20 protein-coding genes are annotated in these 14,496 nt (G+C 60.1%); 16 read left to right on the top strand and 4 right to left on the bottom strand.

All coding sequences use genetic code 11. The features are described from left to right. The first annotated feature begins 22 nt into the window (after positions 1–22). Genes TUZN_RS01090 through TUZN_RS01100 form a run of 4 tightly spaced genes read left to right on the top strand, consistent with a single transcriptional unit; the run spans position 23 to position 2,030 of the window. Positions 23–1,024 (top strand): M48 family metallopeptidase, encoded by a 1,002-nt coding sequence (locus TUZN_RS01090; protein ID WP_013679069.1) that lies wholly within the window; start codon positions 23–25, stop codon positions 1,022–1,024. Beyond that, positions 1,012–1,389: a hypothetical protein gene (locus tag TUZN_RS01095; RefSeq protein ID WP_013679070.1), complete on the top strand. Its 378-nt coding sequence runs from the start codon at positions 1,012–1,014 to the stop codon at positions 1,387–1,389. The genes TUZN_RS01090 and TUZN_RS01095 overlap by 13 nt, the downstream gene beginning before the upstream one ends. A 34-nt stretch (positions 1,390–1,423) precedes the next feature. Then, positions 1,424–1,600 carry an FYVE zinc finger domain-containing protein gene (locus tag TUZN_RS11315; RefSeq protein WP_013679071.1) on the top strand — a complete coding sequence of 59 codons (177 nt, stop codon included), beginning with the start codon at positions 1,424–1,426 and terminating at the stop codon, positions 1,598–1,600. Positions 1,601–1,607: 7 nt separating this feature from the next. Further along, complete coding sequence (locus TUZN_RS01100; protein WP_237698245.1) at positions 1,608–2,030, top strand: hypothetical protein; 423 nt, start codon at positions 1,608–1,610, stop codon at positions 2,028–2,030. A 49-nt stretch (positions 2,031–2,079) separates the two neighbouring features. On the opposite strand, the gene TUZN_RS01105 is transcribed toward TUZN_RS01100, so the two are convergent. Together TUZN_RS01105 and TUZN_RS01110 are read right to left on the bottom strand one after the other, a co-directional pair. After that, on the bottom strand, positions 2,080–3,153 hold the full coding sequence (locus tag TUZN_RS01105; RefSeq protein WP_013679073.1) for a nucleotidyltransferase family protein: 1,074 nt from the start codon (positions 3,151–3,153) through the stop codon (positions 2,080–2,082). Further along, positions 3,153–3,845 (bottom strand): hypothetical protein, encoded by a 693-nt coding sequence (locus TUZN_RS01110; protein ID WP_013679074.1) that lies wholly within the window; start codon positions 3,843–3,845, stop codon positions 3,153–3,155. Before TUZN_RS01110 ends, TUZN_RS01105 begins: the two co-directional genes overlap by 1 nt. Positions 3,846–3,914: 69 nt before the next feature. Between TUZN_RS01110 and TUZN_RS01115 the strand changes: the two genes are divergently transcribed. From TUZN_RS01115 to spt4, 6 genes are all read left to right on the top strand, one after another. Further along, positions 3,915–4,124 carry a hypothetical protein gene (locus tag TUZN_RS01115; protein ID WP_013679075.1) on the top strand — a complete coding sequence of 70 codons (210 nt, stop codon included), beginning with the start codon at positions 3,915–3,917 and terminating at the stop codon, positions 4,122–4,124. A gap of 112 nt (positions 4,125–4,236) precedes the next feature. After that, entirely contained in the window at positions 4,237–4,716 is a 480-nt protein-coding gene (locus tag TUZN_RS01120) for an HIT family protein (RefSeq protein ID WP_148678544.1), read from the top strand. Beyond that, positions 4,707–5,756 (top strand): ATP-binding protein, encoded by a 1,050-nt coding sequence (locus TUZN_RS01125; protein ID WP_013679077.1) that lies wholly within the window; start codon positions 4,707–4,709, stop codon positions 5,754–5,756. The genes TUZN_RS01120 and TUZN_RS01125 overlap by 10 nt, the downstream gene beginning before the upstream one ends. Further along, positions 5,753–6,094, top strand: a complete 342-nt coding sequence (locus tag TUZN_RS01130) for a PIN domain-containing protein (RefSeq protein ID WP_013679078.1) — start codon at positions 5,753–5,755, stop codon at positions 6,092–6,094. The genes TUZN_RS01125 and TUZN_RS01130 overlap by 4 nt, the downstream gene beginning before the upstream one ends. Positions 6,095–6,130: 36 nt before the next feature. After that, positions 6,131–6,700, top strand: a complete 570-nt coding sequence (locus TUZN_RS01135; RefSeq protein ID WP_013679079.1) for a DNA-directed RNA polymerase — start codon at positions 6,131–6,133, stop codon at positions 6,698–6,700. Continuing rightward, complete coding sequence (gene spt4 / locus TUZN_RS01140; protein WP_013679080.1) at positions 6,697–6,918, top strand: transcription elongation factor subunit Spt4; 222 nt, start codon at positions 6,697–6,699, stop codon at positions 6,916–6,918. The genes TUZN_RS01135 and spt4 overlap by 4 nt, the downstream gene beginning before the upstream one ends. Here the strand turns inward: spt4 and TUZN_RS01145 are convergent. Continuing rightward, positions 6,891–7,301 carry a hypothetical protein gene (locus tag TUZN_RS01145; RefSeq protein ID WP_013679081.1) on the bottom strand — a complete coding sequence of 137 codons (411 nt, stop codon included), beginning with the start codon at positions 7,299–7,301 and terminating at the stop codon, positions 6,891–6,893. The genes spt4 and TUZN_RS01145 overlap by 28 nt on opposite strands. A 49-nt stretch (positions 7,302–7,350) precedes the next feature. On the opposite strand from TUZN_RS01145, the gene glmS reads away from it, so the two are divergent. From glmS to TUZN_RS01160, 3 genes are read left to right on the top strand one after another with little or no spacing between them, the layout of a single operon-like run. After that, the gene (glmS, locus tag TUZN_RS01150) at positions 7,351–9,156 is read left to right on the top strand and encodes a glutamine--fructose-6-phosphate transaminase (isomerizing) (protein WP_013679082.1); all 1,806 of its coding nucleotides are present in this window, start codon (positions 7,351–7,353) and stop codon (positions 9,154–9,156) included. Then, a complete protein-coding gene (locus tag TUZN_RS01155; protein WP_013679083.1) occupies positions 9,157–10,236 on the top strand; it encodes an LbetaH domain-containing protein in 1,080 nt (359 codons plus the stop codon). It begins immediately after the preceding gene. After that, the gene (locus TUZN_RS01160; RefSeq protein WP_013679084.1) at positions 10,233–11,189 is read left to right on the top strand and encodes an acyl-CoA thioesterase; all 957 of its coding nucleotides are present in this window, start codon (positions 10,233–10,235) and stop codon (positions 11,187–11,189) included. Before TUZN_RS01155 ends, TUZN_RS01160 begins: the two co-directional genes overlap by 4 nt. Here the strand turns inward: TUZN_RS01160 and deoC are convergent. Continuing rightward, entirely contained in the window at positions 11,186–11,860 is a 675-nt protein-coding gene (gene deoC, locus TUZN_RS01165) for a deoxyribose-phosphate aldolase (RefSeq protein WP_013679085.1), read from the bottom strand. The two genes, TUZN_RS01160 and deoC, sit on opposite strands and share 4 nt — an antisense overlap. Before the next feature lie 47 nt (positions 11,861–11,907). On the opposite strand from deoC, the gene TUZN_RS01170 reads away from it, so the two are divergent. From TUZN_RS01170 to TUZN_RS01180, 3 genes are read left to right on the top strand one after another with little or no spacing between them, the layout of a single operon-like run. Continuing rightward, entirely contained in the window at positions 11,908–12,669 is a 762-nt protein-coding gene (locus TUZN_RS01170; RefSeq protein WP_013679086.1) for a hypothetical protein, read from the top strand. A gap of 33 nt (positions 12,670–12,702) precedes the next feature. Then, positions 12,703–14,016, top strand: a complete 1,314-nt coding sequence (locus TUZN_RS01175; RefSeq protein WP_013679087.1) for a signal recognition particle protein Srp54 — start codon at positions 12,703–12,705, stop codon at positions 14,014–14,016. Beyond that, positions 14,013–14,483: an RNA methyltransferase gene (locus TUZN_RS01180; RefSeq protein ID WP_013679088.1), complete on the top strand. Its 471-nt coding sequence runs from the start codon at positions 14,013–14,015 to the stop codon at positions 14,481–14,483. Before TUZN_RS01175 ends, TUZN_RS01180 begins: the two co-directional genes overlap by 4 nt. The last annotated feature ends 13 nt before the right edge of the window (positions 14,484–14,496 follow it).

Here is a 14,496-nt window from a genome sequence, read left to right on the forward strand (position 1 = left end):
ATTAGGGCTTTCCTCCCGCCTTGTGTATATCGACTTGAGCGACCAGTGGAGGAGGTTGGGCTTGGGCTCGAGACTCGAAGTAAGAGACGGCGTCATATTAGCCGACGGCGAGATCATAGAGGTCAACAGACCAAAGCTCCGTAGCTTGAGGGCACGGGCCGCATATCTCCTATATCTACGAGAGCTCGCGAGAGATGACAGATATAACGTGGCCATAATTGGGGCTTGGAAATCGGGCAAGTTGATCGAGCCACCGGAAATCAAGGTCAACCCCCTATTTCTATTCCTCCCGTTTCTGATCTCCATGCCGCCGGCCCTGCTCGTGCACCATCTGTCTCTACAGCTCGTGGTTGGGATTTCCGCGATTATCGCCAGCTATATCGCTTTATTTCTATATTTAAAAAGTAAATGTATTAAAGTAGATTATATAACTATAATAAAAACTAAATATAAAGATTTAAATTTTCTTAAAAAGAACAAAAAAGAGATTTTAGAAAACCCCGCTATACTTGGCGAATACGAGGCCTACCACTTCAAGGCCAGGGGCATATGCGTGGTCAAGGACCGTACGGCCAACGCCATGTCTTTCGAGACGCCCTTCGGCAGTATTATACTCGCCACCACCGGGCTCCTCGCGAGGCTGAAGCCGGAGGAAATAGAGGCGGCCTTGAAGCATGAGGAAGGCCATATAAGGCTTCACCATATGTATAAAATTCTTTTATTTCTAATAAGTGAATTTATTTTAAGAATATATTTAATTAATTATATATATGCTAATATATCGCTTTATTTAATAGGAATTCATCTAATCGGCGCGTCTCTGCTCTACACGGCATTGATACGCCTCTACGAGTACGAGGCGGATAGATACGCCGGCTCCAGACACCTGGCCACCGGCTTGTTGAAGGTCGGGTGGAACGAGGTCGTCGAGGAGGTATTATATCCGGCCTACTCGCGGCTGAAGTTCTTAGTTAAGACACACCCTAATACGTTGGACAGAGTCCTCAGAATATGGACTTGGTGAGAGATCTCGCCAGGTCTTTGAGGGATCTCGACAGAGCCGCTAGGCGCTATGACGATGAGGAGTTAAACGAGGCTGTGGCGCAAGTCATGAGGGAGCTAGGCGCCGTGGTCGAAGTGCTCGGAAAGCTGGCGGACATATACGAGGAGCTGGAGGTGCTCGTCAAGGGCGTCCTTAGGCTCGACTCGCCGGCCATCGCCGAGGTGGAGCTGAAGGACGGAGAGGAGATCTCGTCGTTTGTGGAGCGGTGTAGGGAGGCCGGCGCGGATCCCAACAAGGCGCTCGCCTATCTCCTAGCCACCGAGAAGGCCAGGCTGGTCCAGGACGGCGGGAAGGTCGTCCTAAAGCTCGGCGTAAGGAAGGCCTAGCCAAAATTTAAATAGGCCCGTCAACGGGCGGTTCGTGGTCTACCCTATAAAGACCTTGATGGTCGGGAGGTGTAGCCGATGCGGCAGAAGGCTCTACCTCTACGAGGATAGATACCTTTGTAAGAAGACGGGCCATATGTTCTGCGACGTGTGCGCCAGGAAGATGCAGTACAAATGTCCAAATGGGGTCGACCCGCTCGAGAGGCTCTAAGGGGCCGTTGCTTTCCGTAGTGGTCAGCCCCTACGTCCGATCTATTTCACTGATCGGCGATAGGGCTGCGTTCTTGATGCAGTACCACCTCGAGACCAAGAGCCTCTATTCTGCCGTAGTTGGCAAGGAGAGCGAGGAGAAGATAGACGACGAGGAGGTGGCCAGAGCCGGCAGAGTTCTGGCCAGGCTTATGTCGTTGATAGCCAAGGCGACGAAATCGCGGTACTACTCCTACACGGGCCCGTTGCAGGTAGAGGAGAGGCGGCTGGTTTTCAGACCCTATATATCTCCGACTTCGACGGCCAGAATATACATAGAGGGCAACCGCATCGTCGCGGACGCCGGCGATGTCTTCAAGAAGAAAATACGGACTAAGACCGATGTCGAGAAGGCGTTGCGCACTATTTTAAGCAAGGTCCATAACGCCTAGGTGATGAGGCCAGGCTGGAGGACGGCGTGAATGGGGTTAAAAGCGCTGATCAGGGCAGAGTGGAGCCCTCCGGCACGTCCTCCACGACTTCTCTGTTGGGGCCCACTGACGAGTTCCTCCCGACCGACACCTCGTCTCTGACGTAGACGCCGTCGGCTATCACAGCGTCGACTATGCGGGCCCACCTCCCTATATAGCTCTCCTCGCCTATTATGCTACCCGATATGTGGGAGCCCGGCTCCACCGACGCTCCCCTCATCAACACGCTGTTCCTTATTCTGGAATATTTGCCCACTCTGGAGCCCGACCCCAACACCACGTAGGGGCCTATGGAGGCGCCCTCGCCTATCTCTACGTCTCCGGCAATATAGACAGGCGGCGTGATCTCCGCGCCTGCCCTCTCGGCTACGCCTCCCCACTTGTCGAGCGCCGCGAAGTTGGCCTTCAGATAGTCGGCAGGGGTCCCTATGTCGTGCCAGATCCCTCTATGTATATAGACATATATATCGTGTTTCTCCAGGAGAGCCGGTATGAGGTCCTTCGCTATCTTGACCTCGCCTCTCCTTCTAGGTATGGCCTTAAGGGCCTCCGCCTCGAAGACGTAGACTCCTGCGTTGGCGAGCCGGCTACCTCCCGGCGGCTCCTTCGGCTTCTCCACGAAGCCTCTTAGCCTCATGGAGTCGTCGACCACGGCTATGCCGTATTTGCTCACGCTCTCCGGCGGCACCTCGACGAAGGCTATGGTGGCCACGCCGCCGTATTTCTTATGGGCGTTCACGACGGCTGAATAGTCCACGTCGGTGAACACGTCGCCGTTGACCACCAACACCGGGCCGTTGAGGCTCAACATGTCGGCTATGTACGCCACAGCGCCTCCGTCTCCCAACGGCCTACTCTCCTCGACCACGGTAGCCACGTCGTTCCACCTCCTCGAGATATGGTCGCGGATCATGTGGGCGAGGTAGCGGGCGGACACAACGACAGGCGCTATGCCCTTCACGCCCTCCACTATCCAGTCTATAAGCGGCTTATCCAACACGGGGAAGAGGGGCTTGGGCCTGGTATAGCTGAGGGGCCTGAGCCTCGTGGCAAAACCGCCTGCAAGGACGATAACTCTATCCATCAAGATCGGTAGACCTCCTGGATAAAAAGATTGAGATTTTCTAGAGGTCCGATAAATCTCCTGTGTATGTTGCCGCCGGAGCCTTTGATAACAACCACACCGTCGCTTCTCCTGTTCTGGATATTCATGTAGATTTTGACCAAGACGTATTCGGTGCCGCGTCTGGCCAACAGCTCCACTGGGAGCAGGCCGAGCCGGCACGAACAAGCGACCGAGACCTCGCCGAATTTCCTCAAGAGCTCTAGGGAGTCCGTCACGGCCTTGACGTGTCTGGCGTCGGTCCTAGCCGTGCTCAGATGGAGGAGGGAGCCGGCTCTGGAGGCCCCGATCGCCAACACGCCGGCAGGCCCCCCTATCAGGATCAGCTTGTTCCACACGTCGTCCCATCTGCCGAACTCGCGCCCCTTCACCGTCTGGATAGTGACGGCTCCCCGCTGCATCTTCCTAAGCCCCCCAACGTCTAACAGCTCCGCGTCGCCGTCGACGGCGATGGCCTTGATAAACGACGTTGCGTAGGACGCCACGGCTACGTGCGACCTGACGCTGAAGCCCTCTATCTTGAGCTCCGCGACGTCTATCCCCTCGAGTCCTATGGGCAAATCGTAGAACTTCCCGCCCTCCACGTCGTAAGCTACGAGCCTCCCGCCCCTACTGCCTATAGCCACCACCGCAGGCGTCGGCAACGTCAACACTCCGGACAATCCGCGCCACCCTTAAATCCGTAACCGTCGCCTAAAAATATCGGACGGCCGAGATCTACGATGGATCTAAGGGCTCTGGCCAAGCTCGTCTCCCTTAAGGCAGGCGATTCGGCGGACTTAGACGAGGTGTTGCGGCAGTACGGCATATCCCTCGACTTCGGCGAGAAGGTAGAGCTGGCGCGTATGCTGGCCGGCGACTTCTCGATAGTATACGACATAGTGTCCGACAAATTCATACTGATCAAGGCCAGACGCGCCGAGCAGGGCTGAAGCCCGCTACGCGGGGCCTCGCCCGCGGCGTCGGCGGAGCCGGCCTTTGGACTACCCCGGCCCCAACATCCTCATGCCGGAAAACCTATAAAGGCATTGGGTAAGACGGCAGGTGGGAGCGTTCCGGGTGGTGCTGACGCCGTGGAGGTACAAGTACATCGTCTCCGGGGAGAACAAGAAGGGGTGCTTCTTCTGCGAATACATAGGGAGGCCCGAGGCCGACGGGGAGAACCTCGTGTTTTATAGAGGCAGATACTCCATAGGTCTGCTGAATAAATACCCCTATATGTGGGGACACGTGATGGTGGCCCCCTACAAGCACGTGGGCGATCTGGACGAGCTTACAGACGAGGAGCTGGCCGGCTTGTTGAGGGAGGCCTATATGGTGAAGAGCGCGGTTATGGCGGCGACGGGTTGCGAGGATGTGTTGATGGGGATAAACGTGGGCAGGGCGGCCGGCGCAGGCGTCGAGGCGCACCTCCACATACACATAATCCCCAGATGCAGAGAGATAGACCCCAACACGCCTCCGGAGGAGCTGGACAGATTGTTGAGGCGGTATAGGGACGAGCTGGCGAGGTTATGGAGCTGAGGAGGCTCTGCGCCCGGAATTTCAGGGCGTTGGACCGTTGCGTGGATCTGGAAGGCCACGCCCTCCTCTTCGGGCCGCCGAATTCCGGCAAGACGTCGCTCCTCGAGGCGCTCTCTATGCTGATGCAGAGCAGGGGGGAGCAGTGGATATTGTTCGAGGGGCCTTTGTTGATAGTACACGAGGCGGAGGACATCCACAGAGGCGGCGATACCTCGACGCCGTTTACCATAGAGGCGCATTGGGCCCTCGAAGGCGGGGTGTACGGCTACAGCTACTCCTACGCCACGAAGGGCGGATACGTCGAGCAGGCGATCTACGAGAACTTTCAACAGTTGATACGCGTAGCGAAGAGCGGCCAGAGGGGCAGAGTGGTATATCCCGAGGGCCTCGACGTGGAGCTCTGCACCGCGCCCTACGCTGTGTTGAACGAGGACGTCCTAATACCCTGCGGGCCTGTCGACGACGAGAGGTTCAGGAAAGCCGAGAGGATCTTGCTGGATCTGAGAGTCGGGCTGAAAGACGCCTACTATTTCATAAGCGGCAGGAGACTGGCCGCCTGGAAATACACCTACGAGACTCATGTGGACCTCTTGCCGGCCACAAGCGTGGGGCCCGAAGGCCAGTACACGGCCCACCAAATCTCGCGCATACTATCCCAGCCCCAGTTCGAGCCCCTCAGAGACCACCTCTACGGCCTCCTCAAGGCGGCCAAAATAGACGACGTGAGGGTCGGGCTCGTGTCGACGGGGAGGATCGCCATGTACGTCAAGGCAGGCGGCATGTGGACAAACGCCTACAATGTCGGCAACTTTACCAAGGCCGTTCTGCCGGTCTTGACCCAGCTGATACTCTCCAACGAGGGCAGCGTCGTGGCCGTGGACGACGCCGATCTCGCCGTGCCCGACAACTACGCCGAGGAGCTCTTGGCGACCTACCTGAGCCTGGCTAGGAAGAAGCGGCTCCAGCTCATCGCGACGGCGAAGTCCGACGCGTTCAGGAAAGCCGCCGAGAAGTTGGGGATATCCGTCGTGGAGCTTTGAGGCTGGTCGTCGACACGTCGTCGTTTCTATACGTCGTCGAGCGGAGGGTGGGCGTCGACGTGCTGGCCGAGCACACGCTCTTCACCACCTACGCCGTTCTGGAGGAGCTACAGACTCTAGCTGGCAGAAGCCGGAAGGCGAGGGTGGCTCTCAAACTAGTGCGGGTGTTGGCCCCCTTCGTGGTCGGCGAGAGGGGCCCCGCAGATAGGTCGATCGTGGAGGCCGCCAGACGCGTGGGCGGCGCCGTGCTGTCGGGCGACTCGGAGATCGTGGAGAGGGCGAGGAGGGGCGGGCTCGCGGTGGTCCTATTCCACGATAGGGAGTTGGTAGCGCTTTAAGGCGTTGTATTTAAAAAGACGGGATAGGATAGCCCCATGCCTTTCCGTCTAATTGAGGCTGAGGACTACGTCAGGATCAACCCGTCGGAGTTCGGCAAGCCGCTTGAGGACGTCGCCCTGGCCCAGTTGAGGGCGAGGTACGAGGGGAAGTCCTTCAGGGATCTGGGCTTCGTGGTGGCCGTGCTGGGCGCCAAGGTCGCGAGAGAGGGCGTCATACTATTCGGCGACGGCGCCACGTACCACAGAGCCGTGTTCGATTTGTTGACCTACGTGCCCCTAGACGGGGAGGTTGTCTACGGCATAGTGGAGTCGGCCCGCGAGGTGGGCGTCATGGTGCGCATAGGCCCCGTCCTAGGCTTCATAAACAAGATCCACCTCATGGAGGAGCCCAATATATTGTTCGACGCGAGCACGAAGAGCTTTATAGGCGAGAGGAGCAAGAGGAAGGTTGGGGTGGGGGATATGGTGAGGGCCCGCATCACCGGCGTCTCCTACGTCGCCCAGAAGGAGGGCCTCGACCTCGCCGTGAGGATCACCATGACCATGCGCGGCCCCGGCCTCGGGAAGCTTGAGTGGCTCAAGGAGAAGAAAGGGAAGAAGCCATGAGCCGCGCCAAGAAGACCCTGTCGGGCTACAAGGCCTGCAAGAACTGCAAGCTGATAGTGCCCGAGGACGCAGCGCAATGCCCCAACTGCGGCTCTACCGAGTTCGTCAACAACTGGCGCGGCATGTTGGCCGTCCTAGACCCCGAGAAGTCCTGCATCGCCAAGCGGCTGGGAATCTCGAAGCCCGGCGTCTACGCCTTGGAGCTCGTCGAGGAGTAGGCCTTCGGACACCGCCGCTCCGCCTCCTTGACCATCTCGGCCAGCTTGAAGAGCTCTGACCGATAGGCGTCCAGCTCCCTCAGCAGAAGCTTGTAGTCTACATCCGGCAGATCCGCGTCCTCGCCTAACGCTATGCGGGCCAGGGCGGCCAACGCGCCGCCGGAGAGCTCCTCGTAGAGCTCTATCAATCTCCTCATGCGCGACTCGAAGATATAGTAGTCGTTCAGCACCCTTAACACCTCCTCCGTCGTCAAGACCACGTTGCATCTGTAGGCCTCCAACAACGTCTTTATGGCCTCCGCCGCAGTCCTCCCCACGGCCTTGACGAAGGTTGGGCTGTTTATCTTGGCCTCCAACAGGTCTACGGCCTCCTGGAGCTCCACTGTGGCTCCATGGCACTAATTAATATATACTCGCCGCCCCGACGCTAGTGTGTGCGGCATCTTCGGCATAACCACAAACGCCGAGGTGTCCCTCGGCGCCTTGCTACGCAGAGCCTTGGAAAGGCTCGAATATAGGGGTTACGACTCGGCCGGGATCGCGGTGGTGACGCCCCGCGGCGTAGTCGTCAGGAAGGACGCAGGGAAGGTGGCCGAGGTCTCCAGCAAGCTGGGCTTCGACCAGATAAGGGGGAGGACCGGCGTGGCTCACACTAGGTGGGCTACGCACGGGAAGCCCAACCAGGCCAACGCGCATCCGCACGTGGACTGCACCGGCTCCATCGCCGTGGTGCACAACGGCATAATCGAGAACTACGAGGAGCTGAAGGCCGAGCTGGTCGCGAGGGGCCACGTGTTTAGGAGCGAGACCGACACAGAGGTCTTCGCGCACCTTATGGAGGAGTACGAGAAGGCGGGCTTGACCCCTTGGGAGGCCTTCAAGAAGGCCTTGTCGCGGTTGCGGGGGGCCTACGCCCTCGCAGTCGTGGACTCCAAGGAGCCGGACAAGATTTTCTTCGCCCGCAACCTCTCGCCGCTGATCGTGGGCCTCGGCGAGGGCTTCAACGTGGTCGCCAGCGATATACCGACCGTGCTTGAGCACACTAAGAAGGTCCTCCCGCTGAGAGACGGCGAGTACGGCTACGTCACCCCGGCCGAGGTCGTCGTGGAGCACGACGGGGTGAGGGTGGAGGTGGGGGATAGAGTGCACTTAATACCTTGGAGCGCCGACCAGGCACTCAGAGGCGGCTACCGGCATTTCATGTTGAAGGAGATACACGAACAGCCGGAGGCCCTAGCCTCCACTGTGGCCGGCCTCGAACAACGGCGTCTGTCGGAGGTCGCCGAGATGTTGCTGAACGCCAAGAGAGTGTACGTCGTGGGCGCGGGGACGTCGTACTACGCCGGGCTCGTCTTCCAGCTGGGCCTTGCAGAGTACAAGATCGCGGCTCTGCCGATAATCTCCTCGGAGTACGCCACGTACGAGGGGCTTTTCGACGTCGACGACGTGGCCATAGCCGTGTCGCAGTCGGGCGAGACCATAGATACAATAAAGGCCGCCCGGTCCATGAGGGAGAGAGGGGTCAAGGTGGTGGCGGTGACCAACGTGGTGGCGAGCACGTTGGCGAGGGAAAGCGACGCTGTGCTTTACACCAGGGCGGGGCCCGAGATAGGTGTGGCCGCCACCAAGACGTTCACCACGCAGGTGGCCCTCCTGGCCGCGCTCCACGCCCAGATCGGCAGATCGTTGGGTATGGACGTGGAGCCCCGCGTGGAGGGCTTGAAGAGGCTTCCCGACGTCGCGAGGAAGGCCATAGAGCTCAACGAGGGATCCGCCAAGGCGCTCGCCGAGAGGCTGAAGAGCAGCCAAAGCGCGTACTACCTAAGCAGAGGGCTCGGCATGCCGGTCGCGCTCGAGGGGGCCTTGAAGATGAAAGAGATAGCGTATATACACGCCGAGGCCTATCCCGCCGGCGAGTCCAAGCACGGGCCCATAGCGCTGGTCGAGAGCAAGTTCCCCGTGGTGTTCGTCTTCTCCGACCCCTCGCTTAAGGACAAGCTCCTTAACAACGTGGCGGAGATGCAGGCGAGAGATGCGTTGATAATCGGCGTCGCGCCGCGCGGCGACGACGTGGCGAGGAAGCTCAAGTACGTGTTCGAGGTGCCCCACCTGGACCCGTTGCTGAACGCCGCCTCGTTCGTGATACCGCTACAGCTGTTGGCGTACTACACAGCTGTGGAGCTGGGCAGAGATCCAGATAAGCCGCGTAATCTGGCCAAGACGGTCACCGTTGAGTGAATGATAGTCCCAGTAGTGGCTGCGAACGAGTACAGCGAGCTCTTCAAGAGCCTCACAGGCGGCTACATAGCCGAAGTTAAGCTGGGCGGGAGGCCCCTATACCGGTACACGGCCGATATCCTGTCGGAGATTTTCGGCAAGGTCTACGTCGCCTCCAAATCGGTAGAGGAGGGGAGACACGAGGTCCTCCACGTCGACGGCAACTCGGCGGAGGATGTCGTGAGGGCCGCGGCCCAGCTGTGCACCGTCAACGACAAGCTACTCGTAGCGTCGGGCTCCGTGATAACAGAGAGGGACGCGTTGAGGGCCTTGGTCGAGGCGACCGCCTCGGCGGGGGCTGACGGCGCCGTCTTGGCGGTGCCCTCGAGAGCCCGAGGTGGTCTATCCGTGGCCATGTCGGGGGGATTGCTTGCCGGGATCGGCGGCGAGGGGCAACTGGCCTACGGAGGCGCTCTGCTAATCCCGTGCCGTCTGGCCAGGCTCTTCGAAGGCGCGAGGCTCCCCCAGGCGCTTGCCGAGGCCGCCAGGGAGGCTAGGATCGCCGTCGCCGTGTGGGGAGGGAGGTGGTTTAGGGTCGAGGAGCCGGTGGACCTAATAGAGGCCTTAGAGCTCGTCATGCCCAACGCCACATACATAGCGGCGGACGCCAAGGTGAGCCCGACCGCAGTCATCGAGGGGCCCGTGGTGGTGGAGGGCGGAGCAGAGATAGATCACTACGCCGTAGTGAAGGGGCCGGCGTATATAGGCAGGCGGGCCTTCGTGGGCACCCACGCCTTGATCAGGAACTTCGCCGATATAGAGGAGGGCGCCGTCGTGGGGAGCGGGGCCGAGATAACGCACAGCCTCGTGGGGCCGCGGGCCACGGTCGGCAGGGGCTCCTTTGTCTCCTACAGCGTCGTGGGGGAGGACGCGGTGCTGGAGCCCAACGTCTTGACTAAATCGGTGTTGAGGGAGGGCAGAGATAGGCTGAGCCCCATAGAGGTGAGAGGCCGCGAGCTTTACAAGCTCGGCGCGTTGATAGGCAGAGGCGTCCGGGTAGGCGCCGGCACCGTGTTGGAGCCCGGCCAGGGGTTCGCATGACCTCGATCTCCAACACCGAGGTTGAGGTGGTCAGACTGGTCACTCCGCACAACGTGAACCCCATAGGGACGTTATACGGAGGCTATATGCTCCAGTGGCTTGTAGACGCCGGGACTATAGCCGCCATGGACTTCTCCGAGTCCAACGTGGTCTTGGGCTACCTAGACCGCATGCACTTCGTCTCCCCCGTCAAGGTAGGCGACGTGGTCAAGTTCAAGGCCTGGATCGTCCACGTCAGGAGATCCAGCATGACGGCGTTGGTCGAGGCCTACGTGAAGAGGGCCGAGGGGCCCTCGCTGGCCACTATAGCCAGAATGATATTCGTGAAGGTTGGAGCCGACGACAGACCGTCGCCCGTCGGGAGGGCGCTGGAGGCCTCCGAGGACTGGGAGAGGGCCCTCTGGAGCTATTTCTCCAGGTGGAGGGAGTCCGTGGAGCCTGAGCTGAAGCGCGAGCCAACCGTCGGCGATCTCCCCGCGGTAACTCATATCCAGGTAATGCCGGAGGACGCAGTATACGGCGATCTTATGTACGGCGGCAGGCTCCTCTACTATCTAGACCAAATAGCAGCGATATCGGCGTTCAACTATAGACCGGGGATCTACGTGACGGCGAGCTTGAACTCGATAAATTTCAGGAGGCCGATCTACGTAGGCGACATAATTGCTGTCAGGAGCGACGTCGATTACGTCGGCCACACGAGCCTCGAGGTGGCTTTCGAGGTGGTGGCCAAGGGGCTGAGGGGAGAGAGACGCGTAGCCAGCGGCTACTTCACCTTCGTCAACATGGCCGGGGGAAGGCCGACGCCCATAGGGCAGGAGCTTGTCAAGGACCCCGACGCGCTTAGGCGGAAGTCGCAGAACCTCGCTGAGGCGAAGGCCTTAAGGACCGCCAAGCTGTACGACGATAGGCCTGCCTACGTCTCCGTCCTAGAACGCGGAGGGTCGGCCTAGGGCGCGAACGTCTTGATTATGTCCACCCCGTGGCTGGACCCTATCCTGTTGGCGCCTGCCCTTAACATCGCCAACGCTTGCTCCGCCGTCCTGATGCCGCCAGCAGCCTTGACGCCGGCCCTATCGCCGACAGCCCTCCTCATTATCTCGACGTCCTCTACGGTTGCCCCACGGGGGCCGTATCCCGTGCTCGTCTTGACGAAGTCGGCGCCGGCCTCCACGGCTATCGACGACGCCTTGGCTATCTCCTCCGGCGTTAAGTAGCCGGTTTCCAGTATCACCTTTAGGATGCCGCCGTAGTCGTGCACGACCGAGGCGACGACCCTTATCTCCCTCTCCACGACCTCGTAGAGGCCCGCCTTAAATGCGCCTATGTTCATGACCATGTCCACCTCGTCGGCCCCGTCGTTCATGGCGGCCTCGGCCTCCGCCGCCTTCAACGCAGGCTTAGTGGCGCCGAATGGAAAGCCGACGACTGACATTACCTTAGCCCTGTTCCCGATCACGCTCTTGGCGTACGCGACATACGACGGATTGACCATCACGCCCCAGAAGCCGTGCTCCAGGACCTCTCTGCAGTACCTCTCGACGTCTTTTGGAGTAGCCGCCGGGTTGAGTATGGTGTGGTCTATCAGCCGGGCCAGCTCCTCCCTAGTCTTGGGGAGATCCATATAACCCTCCCCGGGAAATCTTTAAAACAATTGGACGACGAGGGCCGGTGTCCGCGCTAGACGAGTTGTTGACCTCGTTGCTCGCCTTCGCCCTAGTCTACAACAACGCCTTGGTGGTCCTCGGCCCGTCTGCGTGGGGCGGCGTCCAGCCGGATCGCGCGTTGGTATTGGCCGTGGTGTCCGAGATAGCGGGCACGTTCCTGTCGCCCATGTCGCCGCTCAAGTTCAGCGCGCCCGAATACCTCGCGGCGCTTCTGTTCTACGTCGCGTTCACCGCCGCGAAGATCTCCCTGCCGATCTCCGTATTCCTATACTCGCTCAGAGGCTTAACAGCTACGTCATTGTTGTTGTGGTTCGGCACGCCCGCGCTCGCGTTCGCCGTGGGCTACCTCGTGGCCAAGCTCGTGAGGCCCTCCCTCGCGTTGGGATACGCCGTCCTGGCCGCCGTGTCCTTCATGTTCGGCGTAAACAACATAGCGTTCGTCGACAAGAGCGTCTACGTGGTTGCGGCCATACTGCTCGGCAACTATCTAGGCCTCAGATTCTCCAGGTGGATAGTCAAGCTCTACGCGTTCTCGTTCAGCGGAGCCGTCGCGGCCAGCGTGTCTGCCGCCGTCCTGGCCGCCGTGGGCACTGCCTTTAACGTCCCCATGTCGTTCACCCTCTTAACCTACAGCACCTTGCTCGGCTCGGCCGCCTCGAGGAGGATGAGGATCATAAGGGTCGTCGACTTCATAAAAGCGCTGGCGTCTATAACGTCGGCGTTGTTGCTCGCTTACGCTACGTTGATCCTGCTGGGCCGCGTCTAGTAATAGATATATATACCGGCGCCCGGCCAAGCCGTGAGGCCGTTGACCGAGCTCTTCTCGAAGCTTGTCGAGAAGATAAGAGGCGTCGAGTACATCGACGAGCAGACGCTCCAGGAGATCTCGCGGGAGCTCCAGAGATCTCTGTTGAAGGCAGACGTGCCTCTGGATATGGTCAGGGCGTTCACAGACACAGCGGTTAGGCGCATAAGGGAGGAGAGGCCGCCGCCCGGCATACCCGTCAAGGACTTCGTGATTTACGTCATATATCAAGAGCTGGTCAAGCTCCTGGGCGGGGAGGCCGAGCCCGATCTAAAGCTCCCCAAGAGGCCGTACGTGATCATGTTGCTGGGGGTAGAGGGCAGCGGGAAGACCACCACTGCGGCGAAGATAGCGCTCTTCTATATAAAACGCGGCTTGAAAGTCGGCGTAGTTGAGACCGACACCATTAGGCCGGCCGCATACGACCAGCTAAAGCAACTGGCGGAGAGAGTGGGCGCCCGCTTCTACGGCGAGAGGGACGGCAACGACGCGGTGGGCATAGCCAGACGCGGCCTAGAGCAGATGAAGGGCGTAGACCTAGTCCTCGTTGACACGGCCGGCCGACACAAGAACGAGCAGTCGTTGCTGGAGGAGGTCAAGGCCATCTACGACGCCATAAAGCCCGACGAGGTGATGTTAGTGGTGGACGCCACCGTCGGCCGCCAAGCCGCGGCGCAGGCGGAGGCCTTCATGAAGTACGTGCCCATACACAGCGTCGCCATAACCAAGATGGACAGCACCGCCAGAGGCGGAGGCGCCCTGGCGGCCGTGGCCAAGACAGGCGCCAGGGTCAAGTTCATCGGAGTCGGAGAGGGCGTCGACGAGATCGAGCCCTTCAGCCCCAGGAAGTTCGTGGCGAGGGTGTTGGGCATGGGCGACCTGGAGACCTTGGTGGAGCGCGTCAAGGCGGTGTTCGAGGAGGAGGAAGTCTTGGAGGAGCTGGAGAGCGGGCGGCTCGACCTGCTCACCTTCAAGAAGCAGATAGATGCGTTGTTGAAGCTCGGGCCTCTGAGCAAGGTCCTCGAGCTCCTCCCCGGCACGCTCGCCTCCAAGATAAGCGATGAGCAGATAGAGCTCTCCCAGAAGAATTTAAGGAGATGGCGCGCCATCTTGAGCTCCATGACCGAGGAGGAGTTGAGGGACCCGAGCATACTCAACGCCTCCAGGATCAGGCGTATAGCCATAGGCGCCGGCGTGACGCCCAAGGACGTGAAGGACATGTTGAAGGTCTACGAGTCGATGAAGAAGATGTCCAAGGTGTTGCGGCGCCAGTACAGGCTCGGCGCCAGAGGCGTCCGCCTCCAATGAGGAGGTTCGTCCTGGTCACATCGACAAGGGCGTTCGCCGAACAGCCTTACGTCCACGGCAAGGCGCTTGTGGCCGCCCTATTGATATCGAACGGGATAAGAGAGGACGCCGAGTTCGTGGCGTATTTCATTGACGCGGCCCGCGCGATTAGGGTCCTCGGCAACTCCGTGAGGTCGTTGTTCCCCGACGAGGAGTCCTCTACCGGCCTCTTGAGGAGGGCGTTGCGGGGCGCCAGACATCCCGGCGTCAAGCTGATTGAACGCGTCAGCTTGGCGAATCTCATACGGAGGCCTGTCGTGGACGGCAGGCGCGGCGTCTGCAAGCCGCCGCGGGATTTCACATACGTAGCCTATCTGGAGCCTGCAGACGTCGAGGTGGACTGCGGCGCTGGGCTGGGCGACATGCCGCCTCACCACCAGTTCGCAGTGTTCAACATAGCGGCAGATCGCCAGGAGGTAGTCCGTTGACCTCTTCCCGGCC

The sequence above is a fragment of the Thermoproteus uzoniensis 768-20 genome (assembly GCF_000193375.1).
Classification (GTDB): domain Archaea; phylum Thermoproteota; class Thermoprotei; order Thermoproteales; family Thermoproteaceae; genus Thermoproteus; species Thermoproteus uzoniensis_A.